This window comes from Cryobacterium arcticum (assembly GCF_003185895.1).
GTDB lineage: Bacteria > Actinomycetota > Actinomycetes > Actinomycetales > Microbacteriaceae > Cryobacterium > Cryobacterium arcticum.
In genome coordinates this window covers 1,468,858-1,490,852 of sequence record NZ_QHLY01000012.1, presented here as the reverse complement: position 1 = coordinate 1,490,852, position 21,995 = coordinate 1,468,858, and the positions used below count along the sequence as shown (strand labels likewise).

General features: G+C 70.6%; 21 protein-coding genes. 6 read left to right on the top strand and 15 right to left on the bottom strand.

Translation table 11 applies throughout. From position 1 onward, the window contains the following. Positions 1–50: 50 nt before the first annotated feature. The 4 genes from CTB96_RS16685 to CTB96_RS16670 all read right to left on the bottom strand — a co-directional run bounded on the left by CTB96_RS16685 (position 51) and on the right by CTB96_RS16670 (position 5,464). The gene (locus CTB96_RS16685; RefSeq protein ID WP_110127923.1) at positions 51–2,123 is read right to left on the bottom strand and encodes a glycogen debranching N-terminal domain-containing protein; all 2,073 of its coding nucleotides are present in this window, start codon (positions 2,121–2,123) and stop codon (positions 51–53) included. Positions 2,124–2,199: 76 nt separating this feature from the next. After that, positions 2,200–3,108: a carbohydrate ABC transporter permease gene (locus tag CTB96_RS16680; protein WP_110127922.1), complete on the bottom strand. Its 909-nt coding sequence runs from the start codon at positions 3,106–3,108 to the stop codon at positions 2,200–2,202. After that, entirely contained in the window at positions 3,105–4,199 is a 1,095-nt protein-coding gene (locus tag CTB96_RS16675) for a carbohydrate ABC transporter permease (protein WP_110127921.1), read from the bottom strand. Before CTB96_RS16675 ends, CTB96_RS16680 begins: the two co-directional genes overlap by 4 nt. Before the next feature lie 5 nt (positions 4,200–4,204). Beyond that, the gene (locus CTB96_RS16670) at positions 4,205–5,464 is read right to left on the bottom strand and encodes a sugar ABC transporter substrate-binding protein (protein ID WP_110127920.1); all 1,260 of its coding nucleotides are present in this window, start codon (positions 5,462–5,464) and stop codon (positions 4,205–4,207) included. 192 nt (positions 5,465–5,656) lie between these two features. Here CTB96_RS16670 and CTB96_RS16665 point away from each other — a divergent pair, with 192 nt between their 5' ends. Further along, positions 5,657–6,706 carry a LacI family DNA-binding transcriptional regulator gene (locus tag CTB96_RS16665; protein ID WP_110127919.1) on the top strand — a complete coding sequence of 350 codons (1,050 nt, stop codon included), beginning with the start codon at positions 5,657–5,659 and terminating at the stop codon, positions 6,704–6,706. A 127-nt stretch (positions 6,707–6,833) separates the two neighbouring features. On the opposite strand, the gene CTB96_RS20845 is transcribed toward CTB96_RS16665, so the two are convergent. Beyond that, positions 6,834–7,712, bottom strand: coding sequence for an OsmC family protein (locus tag CTB96_RS20845; protein ID WP_248283417.1), 879 nt, complete (start codon positions 7,710–7,712; stop codon positions 6,834–6,836). A 63-nt stretch (positions 7,713–7,775) separates the two neighbouring features. On the opposite strand from CTB96_RS20845, the gene CTB96_RS16650 reads away from it, so the two are divergent. Beyond that, positions 7,776–8,462, top strand: coding sequence for an ArsR/SmtB family transcription factor (locus tag CTB96_RS16650; RefSeq protein ID WP_219993274.1), 687 nt, complete (start codon positions 7,776–7,778; stop codon positions 8,460–8,462). A gap of 57 nt (positions 8,463–8,519) precedes the next feature. Here CTB96_RS16650 and CTB96_RS16645 read toward each other — a convergent pair whose 3' ends face one another. The 7 genes from CTB96_RS16645 to CTB96_RS16615 all read right to left on the bottom strand — a co-directional run bounded on the left by CTB96_RS16645 (position 8,520) and on the right by CTB96_RS16615 (position 16,934). Continuing rightward, the gene (locus CTB96_RS16645; RefSeq protein ID WP_110127916.1) at positions 8,520–8,921 is read right to left on the bottom strand and encodes a hypothetical protein; all 402 of its coding nucleotides are present in this window, start codon (positions 8,919–8,921) and stop codon (positions 8,520–8,522) included. Between the two features lie 452 nt (positions 8,922–9,373). After that, positions 9,374–11,263 carry an ABC transporter ATP-binding protein gene (locus tag CTB96_RS16640; protein WP_110127915.1) on the bottom strand — a complete coding sequence of 630 codons (1,890 nt, stop codon included), beginning with the start codon at positions 11,261–11,263 and terminating at the stop codon, positions 9,374–9,376. After that, on the bottom strand, positions 11,260–12,897 hold the full coding sequence (locus CTB96_RS20840; RefSeq protein WP_110127914.1) for an ABC transporter transmembrane domain-containing protein: 1,638 nt from the start codon (positions 12,895–12,897) through the stop codon (positions 11,260–11,262). The genes CTB96_RS16640 and CTB96_RS20840 overlap by 4 nt, the downstream gene beginning before the upstream one ends. Beyond that, on the bottom strand, positions 12,894–13,703 hold the full coding sequence (locus tag CTB96_RS16630) for an ABC transporter ATP-binding protein (protein WP_110127913.1): 810 nt from the start codon (positions 13,701–13,703) through the stop codon (positions 12,894–12,896). The genes CTB96_RS20840 and CTB96_RS16630 overlap by 4 nt, the downstream gene beginning before the upstream one ends. Then, positions 13,700–14,758, bottom strand: coding sequence for a FecCD family ABC transporter permease (locus tag CTB96_RS16625; RefSeq protein ID WP_248283416.1), 1,059 nt, complete (start codon positions 14,756–14,758; stop codon positions 13,700–13,702). Before CTB96_RS16625 ends, CTB96_RS16630 begins: the two co-directional genes overlap by 4 nt. Beyond that, positions 14,755–15,852 carry an iron chelate uptake ABC transporter family permease subunit gene (locus CTB96_RS16620; protein WP_427846509.1) on the bottom strand — a complete coding sequence of 366 codons (1,098 nt, stop codon included), beginning with the start codon at positions 15,850–15,852 and terminating at the stop codon, positions 14,755–14,757. Before CTB96_RS16620 ends, CTB96_RS16625 begins: the two co-directional genes overlap by 4 nt. 14 nt (positions 15,853–15,866) lie before the next feature. Beyond that, entirely contained in the window at positions 15,867–16,934 is a 1,068-nt protein-coding gene (locus tag CTB96_RS16615; RefSeq protein WP_110127912.1) for an ABC transporter substrate-binding protein, read from the bottom strand. Positions 16,935–17,047: 113 nt separating this feature from the next. Between CTB96_RS16615 and CTB96_RS16610 the strand changes: the two genes are divergently transcribed. Beyond that, positions 17,048–17,866: an AraC family transcriptional regulator gene (locus CTB96_RS16610; RefSeq protein ID WP_110127911.1), complete on the top strand. Its 819-nt coding sequence runs from the start codon at positions 17,048–17,050 to the stop codon at positions 17,864–17,866. A 134-nt stretch (positions 17,867–18,000) separates the two neighbouring features. On the opposite strand, the gene CTB96_RS16605 is transcribed toward CTB96_RS16610, so the two are convergent. Beyond that, on the bottom strand, positions 18,001–18,213 hold the full coding sequence (locus tag CTB96_RS16605; RefSeq protein WP_110127910.1) for a hypothetical protein: 213 nt from the start codon (positions 18,211–18,213) through the stop codon (positions 18,001–18,003). Between the two features lie 229 nt (positions 18,214–18,442). Here CTB96_RS16605 and CTB96_RS16600 point away from each other — a divergent pair, with 229 nt between their 5' ends. From CTB96_RS16600 to CTB96_RS16590, 3 genes are read left to right on the top strand one after another with little or no spacing between them, the layout of a single operon-like run. Continuing rightward, positions 18,443–18,832 (top strand): VOC family protein, encoded by a 390-nt coding sequence (locus CTB96_RS16600; protein ID WP_110127909.1) that lies wholly within the window; start codon positions 18,443–18,445, stop codon positions 18,830–18,832. Between the two features lie 30 nt (positions 18,833–18,862). Next, positions 18,863–19,153, top strand: a complete 291-nt coding sequence (locus CTB96_RS16595) for a DUF1905 domain-containing protein (RefSeq protein WP_110127908.1) — start codon at positions 18,863–18,865, stop codon at positions 19,151–19,153. A 33-nt stretch (positions 19,154–19,186) separates the two neighbouring features. Next, positions 19,187–20,026, top strand: a complete 840-nt coding sequence (locus CTB96_RS16590) for an SDR family NAD(P)-dependent oxidoreductase (protein ID WP_110127907.1) — start codon at positions 19,187–19,189, stop codon at positions 20,024–20,026. 37 nt (positions 20,027–20,063) lie between these two features. Here CTB96_RS16590 and CTB96_RS16585 read toward each other — a convergent pair whose 3' ends face one another. Further along, a complete protein-coding gene (locus tag CTB96_RS16585; protein ID WP_110127906.1) occupies positions 20,064–21,341 on the bottom strand; it encodes an MFS transporter in 1,278 nt (425 codons plus the stop codon). Between the two features lie 9 nt (positions 21,342–21,350). Continuing rightward, a complete protein-coding gene (locus tag CTB96_RS16580) occupies positions 21,351–21,938 on the bottom strand; it encodes a helix-turn-helix domain-containing protein (RefSeq protein WP_110127905.1) in 588 nt (195 codons plus the stop codon). Positions 21,939–21,995 lie beyond the last annotated feature (57 nt).

Below are 21,995 nucleotides of genomic sequence, written 5' to 3'. Positions count from 1 at the left end.
CGCACCCCGATCAGCTGACCCGCAGCCCACCCTGCGCAGCGCAACCCCGATCAGCCGACCCGCAGTGTCCTGGCGAGCCCGTGCACCGTGACCTCTCCCACGACCGGGGGCTCGATCGGCGTACTGCCCACCTGGCCGGTGTCCGAGTCGGGTGCCAGCCCGAGCACGGTGCCCAGCACCGAGATGGCGGCGGCGGCGGACCACGCCTGCGGACGGCAGGCGGCCGGGTAGGCGCCGGCGGCGGTGACGGCGGATGCGGCGTCGCCGGAGTGCAGCTCGGGCATGCGGTAGTCGAACGATTCGGCCGCCGCCAGCAGGCCGGTGACCAGCTCGCCCGCCTCGGCACCGAAGCCGGCGCGGCCGAGCCCGGCGATGGCGATGGCGGTGTCGTGGGTCCAGACCGAGCCGCCGTGGTAGCTCACCGGCCAGTAGCCGGCCGAGTCGGTCGACATGGTGCGCAGGCCGTAGCCGGAGTTGAGCTCGGGGGAGACCAAGCGGGCGGCGACGAGGGCGGATTCCTCGGCGGAGAGTAGACCGGTGCCGAGGAGGTGACCGATGTTGCTGGTCACGGTGTCGACCGGGCGTTTGAACGCGTCCAGCGCCACGGCCGGGTAGCGGCCGGCGGGGGAGTCGATCCAGAACGAGGCGCGGAACCGGGTCTTGAGCTCCTCGGCCCAGGCCCGCCAGGCGTCGCCGCCGGGCCGGCCGAACGCATCGAGCAGGTCGGCGCCGCCGATCGCAGCCTGGTAGGCGTAGGCCTGCACCTCGCAGAGGGCGATCGGCCCGTCGGCGAGGCTGCCATCGCGCCACTGGATCGAGTCGCCGGAGTCCTTCCAGCCTTGGTTGGCGAGCCCGTGGCCGGTGCTGTCGACGTACTCGAGAAACCCGTCGCCATCGCTGTCGCCGAAGTCACGCATCCAGGCCAGGGCCGCCTCAAGGTGCGGCAGCAGCGCCTCGACCTCGGCGTCGGCCATGCCCCAACTGTGGGCGTCGGCGAGCAGGCAGATCCACAGCGGGGTGGCGTCGACGGTGCCGTAGTACAGCGGCGGCAGCGAGACGTCTTCGCCGGGGATGGTGAACGCGGCGGGCCGCAGTTCGTGCATGATCTTGCCGGGCTGCTCGGCGGTGTCGGCGACGGTGGTGGTGCCCTGCAGCTCGGCGAGGATCCGCAGGGTGGAGGCGGCGAGCTCGGTGCCCAGCGGCAGCAGGAACCGGGCGGCCCAGATCGAGTCCCGGCCGAACAGGGTGAAGAACCACGGGGCGCCGGCGGCGAGGAACGGCTCCTCCGGCCGCGCGGTGGTCGCCATCCGCAGGCCGGAGAGGTCCTTCAATGCCTTTTGCACCCAGCGGGCCAGGCGGGCGTCGCCGGACTGCACCGACACGCCCGCCCACTCGGGCAGCCCGGGGGCTGCCTGCACGACGGTGGCGGCATGGTCGATGTCGACGGTCCACGTGACGGTGACGCTGCCGCGGGCCGGCACGGTGACCGCCCACGTGGCACCGAGTTCGGTGGACCCGGGGGTGCCGACCGGGTCGGCCAAGCCGAGCGCCGCGGCATCCGTGCCCGACACGCCGTTGCCGCTCACCTGCACGAGCGCCGCCACGGTGGGCGTGGCCAGGCGGATGCCCGCTGCCGTGGTCTGCACGTCGATCACCGGGCTCTCGGGCAGCTCGGCCGCCGGGAACGCGGCCCGGTCGGCGGCGCTGCCCAGGCCCGCCTTGACGGTCTGCATGTCGGCGAAGTCGGCCGACAGACGCACCGCCACGGTGGTGTCGATCGGATGCGCCAGCCCGGATTCGATGGTGATGCGCTCGGTGAGCCGGCCGGCCGTGACCGTGCGGGTGACCTGCAGCCGCAGCCGGGGGTCGGCGGTGCGGTCGTCGAGGTGTCGCAGCAGGGAGCTGAACGTCATCTCCCCGGCGCCGCGCGCGGCCGAGCCGATCGGCTCCCCGGTGGCGCCGCCCACCAGCAGGCTCCAGCCGGAGAGGATGCGGGTGTCCGCGTGATACAGGCCGTGGATGGGCATGCTGGTGCGTCCGTCGGCGCCGGACCAGGCCTGGGTGGGCGCGGCCAGAACGATGGCGGAATCGTGGAGCAGGGGCTGGACGGGGTGGGAGAGCATGAGAGCGGTACGACTCCAGGTGTTGTGGTGCGGAACTGTGGAAGAAGAGTGGCGGGGAGGGGCTGGGGAGGACCGGCTACTCCTTCACCGCCCCGTCGGTGGTGTTCATGATGCGTTTCTGGAAGATGAAGAACATCACCGCCACCGGGATGGTCATGATGGCTGCGGCGGCGAGCTTGAGCGGGTACTGGGTGCCCTGGCTCAGCTGCCCGGACGCCAGCGACGCGACACCCTTGGTGAGGGTGGTGAGCTCGGCCGATTGGGTGGCCACGATGAAGTGCGACAGCTCGTTCCAGGAGCCCTGGAACGACAGGATGATGATCGTCACCAACGCGGGCCGGGCCATCGGCAGCACGATCGACCAGAACACCCGGAAGGTGCCGGCGCCGTCGATGCGGGCCTGCTCCTCGACGCTGGCGGGGATCGATTCGAAGAAGTTCTTCATGATGAACACGCCCGCGGCGTCGGTGAGCAGCGGCACGATCATGGCCACGTAGGTGTCGTAGATGCCCAGCTGGTTGATCACCAGGAACTTGGGGATCAGCAGCACGACACCGGGCACGCTCATCACCGCGATGAGCAGCGCGAAGATCAGGTTGCGGCCGCGGAAGTGCAGCCGGGCCAGGGCGTAGCCGGCCAGGGAATTGAAGAACACCCGGCCGAGGGTGACGAACACCGTGACGATGGCGGAGTTCTTGAACCAGACCGGGAAGTCCGAGTTGAGGAACAACCGCTCGTACGCGGCCGACGACCAGGTGGCCGGGATCAACGACATCGGATTGCTCGCGGCCTCGGCATCCGTTTTGAAGGAGGTGGCGACCTGCACCAGGAACGGGGCGATGTAGATGATGGCGAGCACGATCAGCACCGCGTAGAGCAGCGACCGGCCGGCAATCGCGCTGGTGGGCAGCTGCGGCCGGCTCAGCCGGCGCAACCGCTGCGACGGCGTGCGGGGGTGCACGCGGGCTCTCACGGTGGTGCTCATTTGGAACCTCCGGGAGTGGGAGTCTGCACGTACAGGCGCATCCGCCGGGCGGAGACGGCGCGTTCGGCCAACAGCCAGCGCTGGAACAGGGTGAAGACCACGATGATCACGAACAGGATGAACGCGATCGCGGCGCCCTGGCCCCAGGCCTGGTTGGTGAACGCCGTTTGATAGGAGAGATACGCCGGGGTGAGGGTGGTCTTGCCCGGTCCGCCCTGGGTGCCGGTGTAGATCTGGTCGAAGACCTGCCAGGCGCCGATCAGGCCGAGGGTGAGCACGGTGAACAGCGTCGGCCGCAGCTGGGGGAGGGTGACCCGCCAGAACCGTTGCCAGCCGTTGGCACCGTCCATCATGGCGGCCTCGACCACGTCGCCCCCGAGGTTCTGCAGCGCGGCGATGAACAACAGCATGAACGTGCCGCTGGTGGTGAACACGGCCATCAGGATGAACGCGCTCATGGCCACGGACGGTCCGGCGAGCCACTCCCAGAAGGAGATGCCGAGGAAGGTGTTGCCGGTGAGCGCGGCCGGGCCGTTCTGCACGCCGAAGACACCGAGGATGTTGTGCAGCACGCCGCTGGGGTCGTTGAACCAGTTCGGGCCGTTCACGCCGATGAACCCGAGCAGCTTGTTGACGGCGCCGGTGGAGCTGAAGAGGAACAGCCACAGCACCGTGATCGCCACCGAGCTGGTGACCGACGGGAAGTAGAACGCGGTGCGGAAGAAGCCGCGGCCGCGCAGGATTTGCCGGTTCACCAGCACCGCCAGGAACAGCGACAGCATGGTCTGGATCGGCACGACCAGGAGCACGTACCAGGCGTTGTTGCGCAGCGCCGTGCCGAAGTCCTGTTCGGCCAGGCCGCCGCCGCCGACCAGGGCGGAGTAGTTGTCGAAGCCCACGAACGACACCGAACCGGAGAAGGGGCTACCCCGGCCGTTCCAGTCGGAGAAGCTGACCCAGAGGGCCATCAGCACCGGAATGACGAGGAACATGCCGAGCAGGATGATCATCGGGGCGGTGAAGAGCCACCCCGAGGCGGCCTCGCCGCCCCGGATTCCGGAGCGGCGAGCCATACGCGTGGACGTCGACATGGTGGCTACTTCAGCAGGGCTTCGAGGTTCTTCTGGGTGGAGTCGAGGATGGCCTGCGCGTCGCCGGTCTTCAGCGACTCGAGCTGCGCGTTCAGGTCGCTCACGACATCCGCTGCGCCCTGCACGTTGGGCACTCCCTTGGCGTAGTCCGCTCCGGCGAGGAACGGCGCCAGGGTGGGGTTGGCGCTCTTCCACTCCTCGGCCGCCGACTGGATCGAGGGCATCGGGCCGAAATCGGCGGAGAAGCTGAGCTGGGCGTCCTTGCTGGTGAGGTGTTCGACCAGGTCGAGCGCGGCGGCCTGGTTGGGGCTGTCGGCGGCGATACCCCAGCAGTTGGTGAACTGCAGGGTGCCCTTGCCGGCCGGGCCCTCCGGCAGTTCGGCGACGGTGTAGTTGACGTCGGGGAAGTCGTTCGTCATGGCGCCGGTGATCCAGTTGCCTTCGATGGTCATGGCGCTCAGCTGCTTGCCGAACGCCTCGCCGCCCCAGCCTGCGCCGAGTTCGGTGGCGTACTTCATCGAACCGTCGTTCAGCAGGGTCTGCGCATACTCGAGCCCCTCGACGTTCTCGGCACTGTTGGCGGTGGCCTCGGTGCTGTCCTCGTTCATCAGGCTGCCGCCGGCCTCAGCCATGAACGCGCCCAGTCGGGCGTATTCACCGCCGATGCCCAGGCCCACCTGGGTGCCGGTGGTGAGGGTCTTGGCCACGGTGGCGAGTTCGTCCCAGGTGGTGGGGATGTCGGCATCCGTGAGCCCGGCCGCCGCCCAGAGGTCGGTGTTGATGATCAGCTGCAGGGTAGAGAAGTCCTTCGGGGCGCAGTAGAAGTCGCCGTCGTAAGTGAACGAGCTGACCAGGCTCGGGTAGAAGTCGTCCTTGTTGGCCAGCTCGTCGCCGTAAGCGAGGAGGGAGCCGTTCGAGGCGTAGCCGGCGAGGGCATCCGTGGAGAGGTAGAAGACGTCGGCGGGCTTCTGGGCGGCGAAACCCTGGGCGAGCTGCTGGTTGAGGTCGCTGGCCACGCTGACTTCGGCGTCGGTGCCGGATTCCTCGGACCAGGCGGCGACGGCGGCGTTGACGGAAGCGGTCTCGGCGTCGCCGCTGGAGCCGATCAGAATGGAGAGGCCCTGGGAGGAGTCACTGGTGAGTTCGCCGCCGGAGTCTGCAGTGTCGCTGCCGAAGCCGGATCCGGAACCACATGCACTGAGGGTGAGGGCGCCGGCGACGGTGAGGCCTGCGCCGATCAGCCAGCGGGAGTTGCGTCGTTGCATCTTGATGCTCCTTCTGTCGCGCTGCGGTGCGCGTTGCTTGTGTAGTGGTCACAGTAGCTGAATTTATTTGATCGATCAAATCTTTTTTTGATCGATCTAATTCGGACCGGTGTGGGCGGGGTCAAACGCGGTACTCTGTGGGGGATCGGTGTTTGGATCGATCCATTCCGGACTTGTGTGGGGAGGGGAGCCATGGCCGCAATGCCCACGGTGACGGATGTCGCCCTGGCGGCCGGTGTCTCCCGCCAGACCGTCTCGAACGTGATGAACTCGCCCGGCATCGTGCGCGCCGACACCCGCGAGCGGGTCGAGGCCGCCATCGCCAAGCTGGGCTACCGGCCACACGCGTCGGCCCGGCGGCTGCGCACCCGGCGCAGCTCCACCATCGGCATCCGGTTGGACCCGATGATCGACGGCATCTCGGGGTCGGTGCTCGACCGGTTTCTGCATGCCCTGACCGAGCAGGCCGACCGGCTGGGCCTGCGAGTGCTGCTGTTCACCGCCACCAGCCCCGAAGACGAGATCACCCAGCTGCAGCGTCTGAACGACGGTGCCGACGTGGACGGCTTCGTGCTCACCTCCACCTTCGCGGGCGACCCGCGCACGGAGTGGTTGATCGAGAACGGCATCTCCTTCGTGACCTTCGGCCGGCCGTGGGGTACCAATGACATGAACGACCCGCAGCACCTCTGGGTGGATGTGGACGGCTGGGCTGGCCTGCACCAGGCCACCCGGGCGGCGCAGGAGACCGGCGCGCGGCGGATCGGCTACATCGGCTGGCCCAGCCCCTCGGGCACGGGCGAGGACCGTCGGCGCGGCTGGCGGGATGCGATGCTCGAGCGCGGCGACGTGACCGAGAACGACCTGGCCGCGCTCGAGGTCGTCACCGTGGACGGCGTGGCCGAGGGCACCGCGGCCATGCAGGAACTGCGGCGGAGCGCGGGCGTGCTGGACGCAGTGCTCTGCGCCAGCGACTCCTTGGCGTTGGGCGCCATGATCGCCAACCCCGATCGGGTGCCGGTCACCGGCTACGACAACACCCCCATCGCCGCCGCAATCGGGCTGTCGAGCGTCGACCAGTCGGTGGAGGAGGTCGCCGCCGGGGTGCTGGAGCTGTTGACCGGCGAGTTCGGCGGGCACGTGAGCGGGGCACCGGAGTCAGACGAGCCCCGGCACCGGATGGTGACGCCCCGGCTGGTGGTACGCGAGTTCGCCGCGATCCCCATGGACGAGTCGGCCTGAGCGCAGCCCGTTGCGGGCGCGGGGCGGTCACGCCCGCCCTGGGGGAGTTTCGCGTGCGAGGCGCCGCTTCGCGGGTGGCGCGCCACGCGCGTACCGGCGCCTGACCCGCGAAGCCGGCGAATGGGCGCTAGGCGTGCCGCGCCTCCCGGGCGGCGTCCCACTCGGCCGCGATTCGCAGGCACTCGGCCTGCCGGTCGGGGTCGACCACGAGCACCAGGCGGTGGTCGTGGTCGCTGTACTGCACCCGGATGCTGATGCCGGCATCCGCCACCGTCTGGCTGAAGGCACCTAGCTGGCCGGGCAGATCCTGGTCGAGCCGCAGCGTGACCACGTCGCTGATCGTGACCGGTCCGATGCCGTGCGCCTCGAGGGCGGCGCGGCCGCGCTCGGCGTGGTCGACGAGGAAGTGCGCGATCGCGACGCCCTCGTGGGTGAAGACGCCGCCGCCCTCGAGACTGACGCCTGCGCCGCCGAGGATGCGGCCGAACTCCGCGAGCGAGCCGGGGCGGTCGGCTAGGAGGACGCTGAGGTCGCGGAACGCGCCGCTCATGCGGAGACCACCGTCACGTCGAGTTGCACGTCGCTGGAGATCGAGTTTGCGATGTAACAACCCCTCGTGGGCGAGTTGAGCGAGCCGCACCACCTCGAGCGGGTCGGTGCCGGCGGCGACGGTCACCACCGGGCGCAGCACAATGCGGGAGATGCGGGCGGGCTCGGCAGTGTCGTCCATCACGCCCTTGGCGCTGTCGGTGTAGCCGAGCACGTCGACCTTGTGCTGCGCGGCGACGGCGAGGAAGGAGAGCAGCTGGCAGGAGCTGGCGGCGACCACGAGCAGCTGCTCCGGGTTGAGCCGGGTGGCGTCTCCGCGAAACGCGGCGTCGGCGCTGAGCGCGAGGGTCGCGTGGGCGGGAATGGCGGTGGCGGCGTGAGCGCGCGAATACCCCCGGTAGCCGAGACCGGTCGAGCCCTCCCACTGCACTGCGGTGGCGTAGGTGTGTGTTGTCATGGCGATACCGTACGTCGAGAAAGCTTCGGGATGCGCCGAAGCATCCGCGCGTATTCTGGGGGGATGAGCCGCGACTTCTCCGGCATCGGGCACGCCCTGGCCGCTCCGGTGCGTTCCACCTTCCTCAACCTGCTGATGGATGGCTCCACCCGGCCCGCCAGCGAACTGGCCGCGTCCGCCGGGGTGAGTGCCTCGACCGCGAGCGAGCACCTCGCCGTGCTGCTGGATGCCGGCCTGGTGAGTTGCCTGCCGCGCGGACGGCAGCGGTTCTACGCGCTGGCCGACGCCGGGGTGGCATCAGCGCTGGAACAGCTCGGCCACCTGTGCCCGCCGAGCCCGGTAGTGGGTTACAGGCAGAGCGTGGCGGCTCGCGATCTGGCGCACGCCCGGTTCTGTTACGACCACCTCGCCGGGCGACTCGGTATCGCCCTGTCGACGGCTCTGACCGGTAACGGCTGGATCGACCCGGAGCTGACCGCGCTCACGCCCGTCGGCATCCGTCAGTTGACCGAGCGCGGCATCGATGTCGACGCTCTCGGGCGGACCCGCCGCCCACTGGTGCGACCGTGCCCGGACTGGACCGAACGCCGACCGCACCTGGGCGGGGCGGTCGGCGCCGCGATCGCCCGGCGTCTCACCGAGCAGCAGTGGATCGTGCGTCGGCCCGGCGGGCGGGGCGTGGACGTCACGAGTGCCGGCAGTGCCGCCCTCGGCTCGGTGTGGAATATCGGCATCCCGACCCACTCCTAGCGGCCGACCGGCGCCCGTTCTGAGCTGCCGGGCACGGGTCTGCGCCGAGGGAGGGAGCTACTTGCGCTTGGTGAGTGCGGTGAGGATCGCAGCTACAACGGCAAGGCCGACCGTGGCGATCGCGACGACCCGGATGGGGTCGCGCTTGTAAGCCGAGGAGACCTTGTCGAGGGTCTCGGTCGCATACTGCTGCGCGGCCGCGGCGGCGGATTCGGTGTTGTCGTCGAGGTTGCGAAGAGCCGCCTTGGCATTCGAGACGGTGTCCTCGGCGATATCGCGAGCCTTCTCAGCGAGGTCGCGGGCTTTGGCTGCCGCGTCTTCGGCGATGTCCTGCGCCTTGTCGGCGGTGTCGCCTGCGAGGTTGCGGGCCTTGTCGGCGGTGTCTTCCGCGACGTTCTGCGCCTTGTCGGCAGCGTCTTCGGCGAAGTCGTGGGCCTGCTCGGAAATCTTGTCGTTCATGGGGTTCCTTTCACCAGGGGCGAGGTCGAAGACTCGCCTCACTTATGAGATGTTCCCGGGGGACGATTCGTCACGAAGTCCGCCGGGTTTCCCAGCTTCAGTACGAAGGACAGGACCGGGAGGTCGGCCCACGTGGCTGAAAATGGACCGTCGCGGATGCATCCGTGCCCCCAGATCTGGGTGACCGCCGGCGGCCCATCGGCCCGAGCAGTGGGTTGCCACACGCCTGCCCGCACGGAGGCGCGGATATCGCGACGCAGGCCGCCGGGGGGGGGCGTCCGCTAAAAAGGATTTAGTGAGCTAAAAAGGACGAAATCGCCTGAGGAGTCCTTTTTAGCTCACTATTTCCTTTTTAGCGGCCGTCTCGAGCGCGCGAGCGGCGGATGCGCGGCCAGCGGGGTCTCGACAGGCTCGACCAGCGGAAGCGCGGCGGGGTCGGCCAGCGCGGCCGGTCAGCGGTTCTCGGCCCAGACTGACCAGAGCCTGGCGTAGGCGCTGCCGGCCTCGAGCAGCTCGGCGTGGGTGCCCTGCTCGGTGATGCGGCCGCGCTCCATCACGATCACCCGGTCGGCCTGGGCCGCCTGGGTGAGCCGGTGGGCGATGAGCAGCACGGCTCGGCCTTCGCCCACGGCCCGGGCTGTCCGCTCGAGCTGGTCGGCGTCGGCGGAGCCGGCCTCGGCGGTGGACTCGTCGAGGATCACCACCGCGGGGTCGGCGAGCAGCACCCGGGCCAGCGCCAGCTGCTGGGCGGCCGCGGGGGTGAGCGACTCTCCACCGGCGCCCAGGGCAGTGTCGAGCGCGTGCGGCAGCTGTGCCACGAGACGGTCGGCGCCCACTCGGCCGAGCGCATCCAACACCTCGGCGTCGGTGGCGTTCGCCCGGGCGAAGGTGAGGTTGGCGCGCAGGGTGGTGTCGAAGACGTGCACCTCCTGGGTGACCAGCACCACCTGGCCGGGCCGGTGCACGGTGCCGGCGGTCTGAGTGTGCACGCCAGCGGCGATGGCGGCGAGAGTGCTCTTGCCGGCCCCGGACGCGCCCACGATCGCGACGGTCTCGCCCGGGCGCACGGTGAGGTCGATGTTCTCCAGCACCCGGTGGCCCGAGGTGTAGGAGTGGGTGACGCCCTCGATGCGAAGAGCGGTGTCTGCGGCGGCAGCGGCAGCGGCGGTGTCGGTGGCGGTACTGGTGCCGGGCGGCACCGTGATGTCGGCGGTGTCGGCGACGGCGGCGTCGTCGGTGGCGGTGCTGATGCCGGGCGGCGGTGCCGAGATCGCAGCGGGAGCGCCGGCCGAGCGCGGCGCCGACGCGGACGCATCCGCCCCCGGCTCGTCGGCGCTCGCCGTGATCACACCCACGATGCGGGCCAGCGAGGCCAGTGCGGACTGCAGCTCGTCGACCACGAACAGAAGCTGGTTGATCGGGTTGAACAGCCGCAGGAACAAGAGCATCGCGGCGGTGGTGCCGCCGATCGTGCCGGCATCCGCCCCGACGAGCAGGAAGCCGACGATGAGCAGGCCGGCCATGCCGAGGAACTCGGCGAAGTTGAGTCGGGCGAAGAACGCGTTCTGCACCGCGCGCGCGTGCATGGTGAACCGCACCACCGCCCAGGAGACCCGGGCGATGCCGGTGACGTGGTTGTCGCCGAGGCCGTAGGCGCGCACCGAGTCGATGCCGCGCAGCGAGTCCAGCAGGTGCTGGGTGCGCTCGGCCATCGCGGCGCGTTCGCCGGCGTAGATCTGCGGGGCGGTGCGCAGGTACCAGCGCACCGCGAAGACGTGCACGGGCACGATCACGACGAGGGCGAGGGCGTACCAGCCGTCGATCACGGCCATGCCCACCACTGTGACGGCGATGGTGACGAACGCGCCGGTGACGGCGGGCACCACGCTGGGGATCGCCTGGGCGACCTCGGCCACGTCGTCGCCGGCGCGGGAGATGACGTCGCTGGTGCCGGCCCGTTCCACCTGCGCCTGCGGCAGCGCAAACGCGGCGGCGACCATGCGCTCGCGCAGCTCCGCGAGCATGGTTTCGAACAAGTTCGACGCGGCGACCACGCCGAGCGCGGTGAGCAGCGCGCCCACGATCACGGCGCCGGCCATGAGCGCGCCGAGCCCCCAGACCAGGGACGCATCGCCGGAGTCCAGCCCGGCGCTGACCGCGTCGACGATGGCGCCGAGCGCGAACGGCGACACGATACCCGCCACCGCGCCGGCCACGAGCACCAGCACGAGCCACACCAGATGCCACCAGCGCCGGCCGAGAATGCCCCACGCTTCGCGCAGCACGGTGCGGCCGTCGGCGATGGGCAGCTTGTCGCTGTGCACAGCGGATGCGGCGGTCATCGGATCGCCTCCGCGAGGGTGCGCGCTTCGTCGCCGGGGGTGTGCACCCGGTCGGCGATGGCAAGCAGGGCGGGGGAGCGGGTGATCAGCAGGGTGCGCAGCTGGCCGCGGATTCCGCGCAACCGGCCGGCGATGGCGGCTTCGGTGACGGCGTCGACCGCGGTGGTGGGGTCGTGCAGTACCAGCACCGGGGCGTCCTGGGCGAGGGCGCGGGCCAGCGCCACCCGTTGGCGTTGGCCGCCCGAAAGCGCGGTGCCGTTCTCGCCCACGGGCGTGTCATACCCGTGCGGAAGAACCTCGGCGAGTTCGTCACAGCCGGCGGCGAGCAGGGCGGCCCGCACCCGGTGCGCGGGAACGAGCGGAAGGGCCACGTTGTCGAGCACGGTGCCGGCGAACAGGTGCGCGGCGTGCGGCACGATCAGGGCACCGGGCTGCTCACGGCGGAGCGCGGCGAGCAAGGCCTCCGCGGTGACGCCGTCGGCGGCGACGGCCACGATCTCGCCGGCGTCGATGCCCTCGAGCAGGCCGGCCGAGCGGATGCCGGTGGGCGGCGACTCGAGCGGATCCAGCGAGGCGGGCGACTCGGCCCCGGCCGGCGCATCCGCCCGTAGCAGGGTGAGCAGCCGCTCGGCCGACGCGGTGCCGCTGGCCCAGAGGGTGCCGGCGGTCTTGGCCACGTTCTGCAGGGGCGCGATGAGGAACTGGGTGAGGCCGATCACGGTGATCAGTTCGCCCAGGCCGAGCTGACCGGCGAGGGCGACCAGGGCGGCGGCGACCGCGATGGCGGTGAGGAACAGGCCGGTGACGAGGTCCATCGCGCCGGTGAATGTGCCCTCGGCGCGGCGGGCGTGCAGGGTGCTGGCCAGGGCGGTGCGGCTGGCGCGGCGGTAGCGCACCGACGCTTCGGCTTCGGCGCCGATGCCGCGGATGACCCGGTAGCCGGCCATCAGGTCGGCGGCCTGGCCGGCGGCGGTCGCGGCGGACTCCTGCTCGGCGCCGCTGCGGCGCCGCAGTGACCCGCCGGCCCGGTCGGTCACCCAGAGCAGCAGCGGGGCGCCGAGCAGCATGGCCAGGCCGAGCGGCCACGACAGGCTGAGCAGGATGGCGCCGCCGAACAGCACCGCGGCGAACTGGCCCACCGGGTAGATGCCGATCATCACGGCGTAGGAGAGCCGGTTCACGTCGGAGGTGGCCAGAGAGAGCGCCACCCCGGGAGGCACCGCGGGCGCGGCGCCGGGGGTGGCGCGGAGGAGGTGCTCGGTGATGGTGCTGCGCAGCCGGTGCTGCACGGCGAGCATGCCGAGCTCGCCGATGCGGGAACCGTACCGCCAGGAGAACGACAGCATCGCGAAGTCGGCGGCGAGCAGGGTGAGCCAGAGCAGCAGCTGGCGGAGGTCCCCGGTGCTCACGGCGCGTTCGATGGAGAGCCCCATCAGCACCGGCACGAGCGCCTCGCCGAGCTGATGCACCACGCTGAGCAGCGCCGACGGCACGGTGAACCGGCGGGCGCCGAAAATCACCCGCAGCGTGAAGCGGGCCGGCGTGGTGCGGGCATCGAGCCGGAGCGGCCGGGTGCGGATCGGTTCGGCGGGCGCCTGCAGCAACAGGGGAAGACGGAAACGGCGACGGCTCATCGGGTGCGCACCCGGGCGCGCCCGATCGGCGCCACCGACGGGGTGCCGGTGACCGGGTCGGGCACCACCAGGCAGCGCAGACCGAACACTTCTTCCACCAGCTCCGCGGTCACGATCTCGGCGGGCGCGCCCTCGGCCACGATCCGGCCCTCCTTCATCGCGATGAGGTGGGTGCCGTACCGGGCGGCCTGATTGAGGTCGTGCAGCACCGCGACGAGGGTGCTGCCCTGTTCGTTGAGGTCGGTGAACAGCTCCATCAGGTCGATCTGGTGGGCGATGTCGAGAAAGGTGGTGGGCTCATCCAGCAGCAGCAGAGGGGTCTGCTGGGCCAGCACCATCGCCACCCACACGCGTTGCCGCTGCCCGCCGGAGAGCTCGTCGACCAGTCGGCCGGAGAGATCGGTGATGCCGGTGGCGGTCATGGCGGCGAGCACGGCATCCTCGTCTTCCACCGACCAGCGGCGGAGAAACCCCTGGTGCGGATGCCGGCCCCGGGCTACGAGGTCGGCCACGGTGATGCCGTCGGGCGCGAGCGCGGTCTGCGGCAGCAGGCCGAGCACGGTGGCGACCTCTTTCGCCTTGTACGACGCGATCGACCGGCCGTCGAGCACCACCTGGCCGGCGGTGGGGGTGATCAGGCGGGAGAGCGAGCGCAGCAGGGTGGATTTGCCGCAGGCGTTCGGGCCCACGATCACGGTGAACGAGCCGTCGGGAATCTGCACCGAGAGGTCGGTGGAGATGATGCGGCGGTCGTAGCCGACGGTCACGGCATCCGAGCCCAGGCGGAACGGGTGGGCGGGGGTCATAGTCGTCTCCGTGCTTCGTGGATGAGGAGCCAGATGAGGTAGCCGCCGCCGACGACGACGGTGACCACCCCCACCGGTAACGGCACGGCCAAAACATGCTGGGCAACAATATCGGATGCGGCCAGCACGAACGCGCCGAGGAACGCCGCCGGCGCCAGCGCCACGCCGGCCGAGCGGGTGAGCCGCCGGGCGATCTGCGGGGCGGCGAGGGCCACGAACGCGATCGGGCCGGCCGCCGCGGTGACCACGGCGGTGAGCGCCACGGCACCGACGACCAGGCCGAGCCGGGCCGGTTCCAGCCGGGTGCCGAGCGAGCTGGCGGCGTCGTCGCCGAGTTCGAGTTGGCGCAGCGGCGTGATCAGAAACGCCAACGCGACGAAGACCAGGCCGATGACCACCAGCGGCGGCAGCAGTTGCGGCCAGCCGACCTTGTTCAGCGAACCGGCACCCCAGATGGCGGCGGTCATGGCCACCTCGAGCCGGGCACGCAGCACCAGGTAGGTGCTCAGGGCGCCGAGCATGGCGGAGACGCCGATGCCCACGATGATCAGCCGGAAACCCTGCACGCCCTGCCGGTAGGCGAGCAGGTAGACCAGCGCGGCGGCGACGAACCCGCCGATCAGCGCGCCGATGGTGGTGGGCAGGGTGCCGCCGCCGATCAGGATGATCACGATCAGCCCGCCCGCGTAGGCGCCGGCAGAGAGGCCGATCACGTCGGGGCTGGCCAACGGGTTACGGGTCATCGACTGGAAGATCGCGCCGGAAACACCGAGGGCGGCACCGAACACCGCCGCGCCCAGCACCCGGGGCAGCCGCCACTGCAGCACGACGGTTTCGACGATGCCGCTCTGCTGGCCGGCGAACGCCGAGATCACCTCGGGCACGGTCAGCGGCAGATCGCCCAGGCACAGGGCGACAAGCGACACCGTGACGGTGGCCAGGGCGAGGGCGAGGCAGACCAGGGCGGTGCGCATCCGGAATCGCAGCGCGACCGGGCCGCGGCGCACGACCACGACGCGGGCACCGAAGTCGATGCGGCCGCCGACGCTGCTCACAGGGTGCTCGACTTCGCCCGGCGCACCAGGTAGATCAGCACGGGGGCGCCCACGAACGCGGTGACGATGCCCACCGGCACCTCGCTCGGCCAGAGGATCAGCCGGCCGATCACGTCGGAGACCAGCAGCACGGTGGGGGCGAGCACGATCGAGTACGGGATGATCCAGCGCTGGTCCGGCCCCACGATCCAGCGGGCGATGTGCGGCACCATCAGGCCGACGAAGCCGATCGGCCCGGCGATGGCGGTGGCCGATCCGGCCAGCAGGGTGATGCTGATCACCGACACCACCCGGGTGCGGATGATGTGGGTGCCGAGGGAGAGCGCCAGGTCGTCGCCGAGACCCATGGCGTTGAGCGCCGGGGCGGAGAGCAGCGCGAGCGCCACGCCGAGCACTGCGAACGGCAGCACCGGCAGCACCACGTCGAAGCCGCGCTCCACGAAGGAGCCGGCGCTCCAGCCGCGCAGCTTGTTGAAGGTGAGCGGGTCGAGCAGGGTCATGCCGGTGGTGAGGCCGGTGAACACCGCGGCCAGGGCAACTCCGGCGAGGGTGAGCCGCACCGGGTCGGCGCCGCCGCGGCCGGCCGAGCCGATCAGGTAGACCAGCACGGTGGCCACCAGCGCGCCGGCGAAGGCGAACCAGAGGTAGTCGGCGGGCACGCTGGCGCCGAACAGGGCCACGCCGAGCGCCACGAACAGGGCCGCGCCGGCGTTGACGCCGAGGACGCCGGGGTCGCCGATCGGGTTGCGGGTGAGGGCCTGCACCACGGCGCCGGAGACACCGAGGCCCACGCCCACCACGAGGCCGGCGATGGTGCGCGGCACCCTCAGGTCGAGCACCACCTGGTCGGCGGAGGTGCCGGTGGCGGCGGTGAGGGCGTGCCAGAGTTCGTCGGCGCTGAGCTGCCTCGAGCCGAACAGGATGCTCAGGATCACGGCAACGACCAGCGCGGCGATCGCGGCCAGGAGGCCGAGCAGGCGGCGCCGGTTGGCGTGCCGGGGCGTGTGTGCCGGGGCCTGCGGGGCCCGGGTGGGCGGGTGCGCGGGCACACCGAAACCGCGCAGCGGTGGGTGCTGCGCGGTCTCGGTGTCGATGCTCACGGGCGGGTTTAGCCTTCCGAAGCCTGCGGCGCGGTGCCGGCCACGGCCTTTTCCAGGCGCGGCACGAAGTTGTCGAGCACGTACTTCTGGCTCAGCGGCGTGAGGAAGTAGATCGCGCCGGCGAGCTCGGCATCCGTGAAGATGGCGCGCTGGCCGGTGACGGCGTCGAGGCTGGCGATGGTGCCGAAGTCGAGCACTTCACCGATGCCGTCGTCGGATTCGGTGGCGAACACGATCACGTCGGCGTCGAGCAGGCCCACGTTCTCGGCCGAGATCTGCGCCTGCGAGCCCTCCTGCGGGGCGAATTCCTCCAGGCCCGGGGTGATGACGAAGCCCAGGTCGGTGAGGAAGTCGGTGTTCAGGCCGTCGGGGTACACCCAGAGGTTGCCCTCCCAGGGGGCGCCCTGCGAGAACGTGGCGGTGAGGCCGGCGAACTCCGGATGCGCGGCGGCCGCCTCGGCGTAGGCGGTCTCGACACCCGCGATGAGCGCGTCGCCCTCGGCGGAACGGCCGACCGCCTTGGCCACCTGGGTGGTCTGGTCCTGCCAGCTGGAGAAGTACTGGGTGGAGCCCTCGACGCTGGTGACCGTGGGGGCGATCTCGGTGAGCTTGTCGTAGGTCTCCTCGGTGAGGCCGGCGTTGGTGCCCACGATGAGGTCGGGCTTCAGCGCGGCGATCTTCTCGTACTCCAGGCCGTCGGCCTGGGAGAGCACGGTGGGCTCGGCGTCGCCGAGCAGCTCGGTGGCCCACGGCCACACCGCGTAGGGCTGTTCGCCGTACCACTCGGTGGTGGCGATGGGGGTGACGCCGAGTTCGAGCAGGATGTCTTGCTCGGTCAGGCCCACGACCACGACGCGCTGCGGTTCGGCGTCGATGGTGGTTTCGCCGAACTTATGCTCCACGGTGACCGGGAAGGTGTCGGAGGCGGTGGTGGTGTAGTTCGGGTTGGCGTCGGCCTCGGCGGAGGCGGTGCTGCAGCCGGCCAACAGGGTGCCGGTGAGGGCGACGGAAATGCTGAGGGCGATAAGTCTGGCGGCGACGGGGGCTGTGCGTCGGCCGGAAGAGATGACGTTCATGGGTCCTTCGATGGGGGAGGAGGTGGCAGTGCAGGACCCAGTCAGGTTAGCCTTGCCTAAGAATAGCCGCCATCGTCCCGAGCGGACACCGATGCTGACAGAAAGACACACGCATGTCTCGTAGCAAACATCCTGCGGCGGTTCTGACCCCGGTTCGGCCCGAGGACGTTGCCGGAACGACATTCGACAATTTCACCGCATCCCGGTCGAAGGTAGGCCGGGCGACGCACTTCGACGCCCATCTGCACCAGGAGGACCAGCTGGCGTGGATGAGTTCGGGCTCGATGGGGCTCACCGTGCACGGCGACCACTGGCGGGTGCGGCAGGACCACCTGGTCTGGATTCCTGCCGGCATGCTGCACGAGATGAGCTTCGAGGGCCCCGGTGAGCTGGTGAGCGTCTACAGCGACCCGGCGGCGCGCCCGGCCGGCGACCACTGGCATTGGCCCCGCGCGGTGCAGGCCGACGAGCTCAGCCGGGCGCTGATCTCGCACGTGACGGATGCGTTGCATCCGGCCCGGCGCAGCAAGTGCCACGCCCTGCTGGTGGACCTGCTCGAGCACGCCCCGGTGCAGCACGACGTGGTGGCCCTGCCGCAGGACCCGCGCGCCCGGCTGATCGCGTCGACCCTGCTCGACAACCCGGCGGATGCGCGCGAGCTCAGCCAGTGGGCGGCCGGGCTCGGGGTGAGCGCCAAGACCATCGCCCGGGCGTTCGTGGCCGACACCGGCAGTTCGTTCCGGGCCTGGCGCATCCAGGCCCGGTTGCACTCCGCGGCGGGGATGCTCACCCGCGGCCAGCCGGTGCAGTCCGTGGCCGGGGAGGTGGGGTACGAGTCGGCCAGCAGTTTCATCGTGGCGTTCAAGCAGCGATTCGGCATGACCCCCGCCCGCTACGCCCTGCAGGCCACCCGCTCCTCCCACGCCGGCTGACTCGTCTCTCGCCTTTTCGCTGGTCGAGCGTGTTGCCTTTCCGCTGGTCGAGCTTGTTGCCTTTTCGCTGGTCGAGCTTGTCGAGACCCCGTGAGCCGATCTCTAGACGCACCACGAATCAAGCGCGGGTCGCCTCAGTGCTGCCCGGATCTGGCCGCCAGGGTGGAGGTGGCCAGGATGGTCAGCACCAGGCCGACCCCGAGCAGCACCCAGGTCGCGGCGGTCCAGATGTCGGGCGCGGTGCTCAGCGGCTGCCAGATCGCCACCCCGGCAAACAGTGCGACCACCCCGACGATCAGGATGCCGGCGCCCACGGCGCTCCAGATTCGCAGAGCGTGCTCCGACATGGTGGCGCTTCCTTTCGTTGCCCCGGCCGTCATGGGCGGCCGATTCTTGGACTGTGCAGTGATGATTTTTCACCCTGGTTTCGATAATCATCCGTCCCCATAACGCGAACAACGGGGTGCGTAACGGTAGCACTGGCCCGTTTTCGACCTCGGAACAGCCATTTGAGGGGGCCGGCCTGGAGGCGGCCCGGCCGGGGGAATGTCTCCCGTGCCTGATAGCGTCGCGACCATGACGACTCACCAGATCACCCTCGGCGCATTCAATCTCGAGGCCAGGAACCCGGCCGAACTGGCCGCATTCTGGGCAGCCGCGACCGGAGCGACACCCTCGCCCGGCGGCGAGAGCGTGTACCTGCCGCCGGCTGCTCCCGGCGGTTTCGCGATGTTCTTCCAGCCCGAGACCGCGCCGCGGCCCGAGCACCAGTCTTCGCACCTCGACCTGACGGTGCCGTGGGGCTCCCGGCAGTCGGAGGTCGACCGGCTCATCGCTCTCGGCGCCACCTATAAGTGGGACGTGCTCGACGAATACCCGCACGTGCAGTGGACCACCCTGGCCGATCCAGAGGGCAATCTCTTCTGTGTGGCCGAACACCCGCCGGTAGCCTTGCAGAACGGCTAGAACCCGGCCGCCGAGACTGGAGACCCGATCATGACCGAACTTCCGCAGACCCTCGACCACACCTTCACCGCGTTGATCGGCGTGGACGTGAAGGGCCAGATCTGGGACTGCGTGGAGGTGCCCGACTCGGCCGAACTCTTCGGCACGAAACGGTCGGTGCGGGTGGACGTGGCGGTCGATGAGGTCGAGATCGAGAACCTGGGCCTGCTCGTCACCGGTCGAGGCGGCCACATGATCTCGCTGAACGCCAAAGTTCGGGCTCGCCTGCAGAAGGGCATCGGCGACGAGGTGACCGTGCGGCTGCACCGCCGCCTGACCTAGCTCCCGGTCGGGGCCACGTTCTAGGCTCGATGTATGGATGCCTCCCAGACCTGGTTCATCACCGGCGCGAGTCGCGGGCTCGGCCTCGCCCTCACCGAAGCGGCCCTCGCCGCCGGTCATTCGGTCTTCGCCACGGTGCGGGGCGAGCACTCCCTGCCCGAGCACGAGCGACTGCGGGTACACCGTCTCGACGTGTGCGACCGTGCGGCCGCCCGGCAGGCTGTCGCCCGCGCCGTCGAGGTGTTCGGTCGCCTCGACGTGCTCGTCAATAACGCCGGCTACGGCCTCATCGGCGCCCTCGAAGAGGTCACCGAAGCGGAGGCCAGGGCGATCGTGGATACCGACCTGTTCGGGCCGATGTGGCTGAGCCAGGCGGCCGTTCCGGTGATGCGTGAGCAGGGTGCCGGGCAGATCGTGCAGATCTCCACCGTAGGCGCGGTCGGCACCATGCCCACCCTGGGCCTGTACAACGCCGCCAAGTGGGGCCTCGAAGGGTTCAGCGAGGCGCTCGCCGCGGAGGTGGCCGGGTTCGGCATCCGGGTGACGATCGTGGAACCGGGCGAGATCAACACCGACTGGGCCGCCGCCAGCATGCGGTTCAGCACACCCCACCCGGCCTACGATCCGCTGCGCACCGGGTTGTTCGGCACCGCCGAGGTGCCCTGGCCCGAGTCCGACGAGCCCGGAACCGGCACACCGGCGCGGGCTGCGGCGGCCGCGATCCTCCGGCACGTTGCCGACCCGGCCGACACCCGGCTTCGCCTCCTGGTGGGCGAGGATGCGCCCGGGCAGGTAGCCGCCGCCCTCGCCGCCCGACGACTCGACTACCGGCGGGATACCCGGTTCGAGGCGGCGGAGGATGCCCCGCGGTAGGTGTCTGACGTCCGGCTTCGGCGTGGACGGGCCGGGGCTACTGCCGGTGGTCCTCACCCCGCTGGCGCTCCATCAGCCGCCACGACCCACCCGCCAGCGGGCTCAGGGTGACGAGGGTGTAGAGCACCGCGATCAGGCCGAACGCCAACGCCAGGCCGATCGAGTCGGCGGCGATCCCGCCGAGCAGGGCGCCAAACGGCACACCGGCCCAGGCGCCGGCGTTGATCAGCCCGAATACCCGGCCGCGCATGTGCTCGGGCACGCGCTCGAGCTGTACCGTGCCGAGGATCGGGTTGATCGCACCCGCGGCCAGGCCCGAGAGCGCGGTCGCGGCGACCAACACCGGCAGCGATGCGCCGAGCGCGAAGGCGGCGCTCGACGGGCCGCCGGCCAGAACGAAGCACACCGCAAACGTCACCCGGCGAGGCACCCGATGGGCGACGAAGCCGAAGGCCACATTGCCCACCAGGGCGCATCCGCCCATCGTCGCCACCAGCAGGCCCAGCGCGGCCGCACCGCCCAGACGGTCGTTGTTGTACAGCGGCAGCAGGGTGGAACCGCGAGCGGCATCGAACAGGTTGGTGACCAGCACCAGGCCGACGATCAAGCGCATCAGCGGGTCCTGCACCACGAAGCGGAAGCCCTCGGCCAGGTCGGCCCAGTACGAGGTGCGCGGTGCGTCCGAGCGGTCGGGCCGCGCGGGCGCGGGTGCGGCGGCAACGAATGCCCAGGTGAGCAACGCGGAGACGGCGAAGGTAGCCGCGTTCACGAAGAGGGCCGGGATCGGCCCGACCAGCGCCACGAGCAGACCGGCGACCGAGGCGCCGATCAGCTTCGCGAACCGTTCCGACCCGTCGAGCAGGCCCACGCTCTGCTCCAGCCGCACACCGGCTCGCGCCGTGAGCGCCGGCAGCATCACGCGTCGGGCCGTCTGCCCCGGGGTGTCGAGCAGGCCACCGGCGAACACCAGCGCGAGCAACGCCCAGAACGGCAGACCCACCGTGAGGGCCAGCACTGGGATGGCGAGCACCGCCGCGCCGCTCACCAGATCGGCGACGATCGCCGCGCGCCGGTGACCCACTCGGTCGACCACCACGCCGCCGAACGCACCGCCGAGCACGATCGGGGCGGTGGCGAAGAACGCGGCGATGCCGACCTCCACCCCCGAGCCGCCCAGGCTGAGCACGTAGAACGGGATCGCGAAGGCCGTGACCACGTTGCCCGTCTGCGAGATGGCATGGGCGGCGAGCAGGGCCGAGAGGGAGCCGGTGGCGCGCCGGTTGCTGCGGCGGGCATCCGCCTGGTGCGTCGTCATCGGCCGGGCTCAGGGTCGGCGGTAGGCCTGGTAGACCAGCACCACGGGCTCGGCGCCATCCGCGACGGCCGGGTCGTGGGCGGCGCTGGTGTCGAGCCATCGGTCGACGAGGGCTTCCAGGTCGGCCCGCATCGCGGTGAGTTCCTCGACGGTGAGGCGCAGGCTGCGGTCGCCGCTGGCGCCGGCAGCGACCCACTCCCGTGGCAGCGTGGGCGTCGCGTCGATGTAGTCGCTGAACCGGGCGGCATAAGCCTGGCCGATTGATTTCTGCAGCCCGGCCGACGCCGCCAGCTTCTCGGGGTCATCGAGCAGGTCCGCGGGCTCCCAGCTGGTCAGTGCGGTCGTGGCCTGCCACCAGCGTTCGCGCTGGTCGGTGCTCTGGGCATCGGCTGGCTCGATCAGGGCGATGGAGGCCAGCTTGCCGAGGTGGTAGCTGATCGTGCCGGGCGCCTCATCGACGACATCGCCCAGCTGGGCCGCGGTCTGCGGGCCGCGTTCGCGCAGCAGCCCCAGCAGTCGCAGCCGGGTGGGATGCGCGAGCACCCGCATCGAGGCGGCCGAACTGAGCGTCGTGCGAGTGGGTTCCCGGGCTGTCATGTCCCCGACCCTATAAGCACAACAGATATTGCGCAAGAGTTGTTGTGTTATTTCGAT

Bases quoted from the DNA above. Each gene is read 5' to 3' on its own strand.
- CTB96_RS16685 (WP_110127923.1), bottom strand. From the start codon at position 2,123: ATGCTCTCCCACCCCGTCCAGCCCCTGCTCCACGATTCCGCCATCGTT.
- CTB96_RS16680 (WP_110127922.1), bottom strand. From the start codon at position 3,108: ATGAGCACCACCGTGAGAGCCCGCGTGCACCCCCGCACGCCGTCGCAG.
- CTB96_RS16675 (WP_110127921.1), bottom strand. From the start codon at position 4,199: ATGTCGACGTCCACGCGTATGGCTCGCCGCTCCGGAATCCGGGGCGGC.
- CTB96_RS16670 (WP_110127920.1), bottom strand. From the start codon at position 5,464: ATGCAACGACGCAACTCCCGCTGGCTGATCGGCGCAGGCCTCACCGTC.
- CTB96_RS16665 (WP_110127919.1), top strand. From the start codon at position 5,657: ATGGCCGCAATGCCCACGGTGACGGATGTCGCCCTGGCGGCCGGTGTC.
- CTB96_RS20845 (WP_248283417.1), bottom strand. From the start codon at position 7,712: ATGACAACACACACCTACGCCACCGCAGTGCAGTGGGAGGGCTCGACC.
- CTB96_RS16650 (WP_219993274.1), top strand. From the start codon at position 7,776: ATGAGCCGCGACTTCTCCGGCATCGGGCACGCCCTGGCCGCTCCGGTG.
- CTB96_RS16645 (WP_110127916.1), bottom strand. From the start codon at position 8,921: ATGAACGACAAGATTTCCGAGCAGGCCCACGACTTCGCCGAAGACGCT.
- CTB96_RS16640 (WP_110127915.1), bottom strand. From the start codon at position 11,263: ATGACCGCCGCATCCGCTGTGCACAGCGACAAGCTGCCCATCGCCGAC.
- CTB96_RS20840 (WP_110127914.1), bottom strand. From the start codon at position 12,897: ATGAGCCGTCGCCGTTTCCGTCTTCCCCTGTTGCTGCAGGCGCCCGCC.
- CTB96_RS16630 (WP_110127913.1), bottom strand. From the start codon at position 13,703: ATGACCCCCGCCCACCCGTTCCGCCTGGGCTCGGATGCCGTGACCGTC.
- CTB96_RS16615 (WP_110127912.1), bottom strand. From the start codon at position 16,934: ATGAACGTCATCTCTTCCGGCCGACGCACAGCCCCCGTCGCCGCCAGA.
- CTB96_RS16610 (WP_110127911.1), top strand. From the start codon at position 17,048: ATGTCTCGTAGCAAACATCCTGCGGCGGTTCTGACCCCGGTTCGGCCC.
- CTB96_RS16605 (WP_110127910.1), bottom strand. From the start codon at position 18,213: ATGTCGGAGCACGCTCTGCGAATCTGGAGCGCCGTGGGCGCCGGCATC.
- CTB96_RS16600 (WP_110127909.1), top strand. From the start codon at position 18,443: ATGACGACTCACCAGATCACCCTCGGCGCATTCAATCTCGAGGCCAGG.
- CTB96_RS16595 (WP_110127908.1), top strand. From the start codon at position 18,863: ATGACCGAACTTCCGCAGACCCTCGACCACACCTTCACCGCGTTGATC.
- CTB96_RS16590 (WP_110127907.1), top strand. From the start codon at position 19,187: ATGGATGCCTCCCAGACCTGGTTCATCACCGGCGCGAGTCGCGGGCTC.
- CTB96_RS16585 (WP_110127906.1), bottom strand. From the start codon at position 21,341: ATGACGACGCACCAGGCGGATGCCCGCCGCAGCAACCGGCGCGCCACC.
- CTB96_RS16580 (WP_110127905.1), bottom strand. From the start codon at position 21,938: ATGACAGCCCGGGAACCCACTCGCACGACGCTCAGTTCGGCCGCCTCG.